Below are 3,420 nucleotides of genomic sequence, written 5' to 3' on the forward strand. Positions count from 1 at the left end.
ATAAAACGGTCAGCACTTTCAAAACCCGATCTCTACGAAAACTGAATGCTAAGAGCGTCGTAGAAATTGTACACCGATTTAAATAATACTAATAAGGCTGATGCCGTCGCCTGGCTATTCTTAGTCAATCAGCGGCTTAGCCTCGGTTATTTGCCTTCTGCTGGCACCTTGCTGAATTCACCGAGTTATGTCGCGTGTAAGTATAGGCTCTACCTCATTTGGGGTACACTCGATCATAACTTTAGCTGTGAATATAAAAATCATTCAGCGAGCGCAATGCAGAGATCGAGCACACTCAGCAATTATAGATAAAGAAGTTCAAGCGTCGCTGAGCCGCTCAGATCAATCTGTACAGTAGTGTTAATACTGTTTTTGGGCGCAATCATGGGCCTGATAGCCATGGGAACAGATACTGTAGTCAGCAATGACGGAGGAGATCCAGCGGCCACCTTGCTCCACGATGAGATCGTAGTGGGCGAGGCCCTTACTAAGGTGGCGTTGTTAGCGCAGCTCACCGAAAACCAAGTGCTCCCGCTGTTCGAGGACATTGTCATATAACCTTGCGCGCTGTCGACGTTAGGGTTATCTAAATAAATTTGATAATTGCCAACGTTGTGCCCGTCGCTATCAGTGCCCAACCCAAAATACTTGGCATCCTGGGCTGCGGGGAAGTAGGTTGTAGGATGAACGTTATCTACCGCGGATTATCCAACCAAGGTAGGGCCGGCACAAGTAACGTTGAGGTTGCCAGCCGGGACGTCAGCCAGGTTTGTGCTAATGGTTTGATTCAGTGCGCCCGAAGGAATTGCCCCCCCCAAAACTATGTTCAGTTTACCGCTTAGGGCTATCGAACAGGAGGGAGGAGAGACTGTCCCTTGAACTGCGAGGTCAACGGATGTTGCTGCAGCAGCGGTATGCGCTACTAAAACCAGTGGGATAATTACCCTCATCGCCTGCACCTTTCTTCATCAGCGTCACCGTGGGTTAGCGTTCGATATAGCTACAGTCAATAATGTGTACCCTTAAAATTTATTGCTCTGATAAATGTCAGCCTCTTGCTCCTCACTGATAACGCTATACTATTTTATTGCTGAGCTACGTCTATCATCCTGACGTATGAGAGATTAGCAACGCACAACACAATATTTCTGTAGGGCGATCCTGCTCTGGGGGAGGGTAACGCCCTATAGGTATGTTGCAGTTCAACCCACAGGGGGGGCAAGGTCAAAGATATGGCAACTTCCGAGATATTGAATTGGCTTAGGAGGTGAGCCCGCGCGTGATACCGCATGCCTGCCTTTATTTCCATAATGCTCGCAAAATCGATCGCGTTTATCGAGATCAAGCATCAACCCTCCCTAGATTGTTCTTGCAAAGAAGCACACCAGCCGCACTGACTTCATTGAATACGGCCACAACCTTCAATGTTATATTAGCCTCAGGCGTCGGAAGCTAAGCCGCATCTTTCATGCATTTCATGAGCGTTCTGCTTCCGCAAACTCTTTCTGAAACAATTGCGCTTGTTCGCTGGGCTTTTTTTTCCATGTTTTTCGGTCGGGTGGAAGCTGGGCGGCATAGGTCTTTAATTCGCCGCCTTCGATCTCTTGAAAATGCTGCACTTGGCGAAGCAGTTCAGTTCGCAATTCATCTTTGGTCATCATCGGCCTTTTATTCAACACTCAACGCGCAAGTTTTAGTTCATTGGCGACGCTCATTAGCCGATTCGAGGCGGGATAAAAAGCGGTCACCCTCTAGAGAATAGCCGGCCCAGCATCAAGAGAGCAATGAGCTCAAGCGCCTCGCCCAGAGGGCATACACCTAAGACTGCTCTCTGAATGACTTCAGAGGCATACTACATCGGACTGGCAGCCGCACTTTGGGCAGTGGATTAAACTGATGACGTACAGCAAGAGCCCATAAATTGGCTTGGTCTGCAGTAGGTGCGCCCCTTATCTGAGCAATGCACGGTTGCGCCACTGCATTCGTAGCTGCTGAAGTGGAGCGTGAAGGGAGACTGAAATGAAACAGCTGCTGCTCGCCCTCATAGGGCTATTACTGTCTGCTTGTGCCACGGAGGCCAAATATCAGAACATGTTGAGTGCTCTACAAGGCATTGAGGAATTGAGCCTAATCCGACGCTGGGGGCCGCCAGACGAAGTCTATGAGTCCCAGGGGCACCGTTTCTTGACTTATAATCATAATCAATCACTGATGCTTCCAGGAGCAGAACCTATCTATCAATCGATCCTTTCCGGCAACACGGTTTATACCCGCGGTTATGGGGGGTATCCACCGACGATCGTAACCTTGTCTTGCGCAACGACCTTCGAAGTCGTTGATAGTAAAATAGTGAGCTCGTCTTATCGTGGTGGCAATTGCAGAGCCAATTGAGCTCGCAGTGCAGCGATGAAGCCCGAGTGGAAATTCTACTAACGAGCGGGTCTCGCAACTGGCCAGGCCTGCAGTGCCGAAAAGCCGGCCTTTTTCTCTGCTTATTCTTTCAAAAGAGCCATAATGGTGATGCTTTCCTTTTCCATCAGGGCAAATACTGTTTCGATGGAAAAGTAGCAGTTTTGCTAGGTAGGCATTTTAAGCGTTTCGCCGCTCTTGAACGTGTACACGCCGGGGATCCACTCATAATGTACTTTTTCCAGATCTAGCGTGGCGAGCAATTTATCCTCTTCCAGCAGCGAGTTATGGTCAAATTTGGTTGCGTACAACACAGCTTGCCCGGGCTCGACTTCGAGAGAGGCTGAGATTTCGAGTGCTTTTACGGGATTGCCCATCATATCCTTGATCACTAATGTGCCTTTAAATCCAGACAACTCGCTTTCACTGTTGTTTTTTATAACGAGCTCGATATCAATATAGTCTGAGTAGATTTTTTTCTTGTAATTTTTCTTCTCTAATTTAAATGAAACCAAATTTGCTGTCAGTGCGGCATTCATGGTATCCAAGGCTTCAGTTTTTTGTTTGCTAATTTCCTCCAAAAGCGCCTGTTGTTTGGCTTCGTTATCCTTTATAGCTTGCTGCTGAGCTACCTCTGCGTCACGGATGGCTTGCTGCTTGGCGGCTTCCTCCTCGTTCTTAATGGCTTGCTGCTTGGCCGCCTTAGCATTTTGTTCGTCCAGCCATGCCTGCTGGGCGATGATCGCCTCGCCGATATTTATGGGCTTTCCTTTGTGTTCACCGAGCGCGTAATCCATAGCAGTGCGGACTAAGTAGGTTTGCAGTAGCGTTCGGTCAGTTTCACTGAGGGCTTGAATGGCTCTTTTCGCCTGGTAGGCATCGACGACATCCAATACGCTATTATTGTTCGTGGGTAATGAGACACTCTTAGGGTCCGGATCGCGGCAAGCTGCCAACGCAAGACACATCAAAGGAATGATGAGATATTGTAGCTTCACGATTTAATCCTTT

3 protein-coding genes are annotated in these 3,420 nt (G+C 48.3%); 1 reads left to right on the forward strand and 2 read right to left on the reverse strand.

Going from position 1 to position 3,420, the window contains the following annotated elements; genetic code table 11:
- Positions 1 to 1,475: 1,475 nt before the first annotated feature.
- A complete protein-coding gene (locus D8U73_RS10515; RefSeq protein WP_130903522.1) occupies positions 1,476 to 1,658 on the reverse strand; it encodes a hypothetical protein in 183 nt (60 codons plus the stop codon).
- Between the two features lie 361 nt (positions 1,659 to 2,019).
- Between D8U73_RS10515 and D8U73_RS10520 the strand changes: the two genes are divergently transcribed.
- Positions 2,020 to 2,391, forward strand: coding sequence for a hypothetical protein (locus D8U73_RS10520; RefSeq protein ID WP_130904414.1), 372 nt, complete (start codon positions 2,020 to 2,022; stop codon positions 2,389 to 2,391).
- Positions 2,392 to 2,576: 185 nt separating this feature from the next.
- Here D8U73_RS10520 and D8U73_RS10525 read toward each other — a convergent pair whose 3' ends face one another.
- Complete coding sequence (locus D8U73_RS10525; protein WP_130904415.1) at positions 2,577 to 3,407, reverse strand: cell envelope integrity protein TolA; 831 nt, start codon at positions 3,405 to 3,407, stop codon at positions 2,577 to 2,579.
- Between the last annotated feature and the right edge of the window lie 13 nt (positions 3,408 to 3,420).

Source organism: Pseudomonas sp. Sample_22 (assembly GCF_004307635.1).
GTDB lineage: Bacteria > Pseudomonadota > Gammaproteobacteria > Pseudomonadales > Pseudomonadaceae > Aquipseudomonas.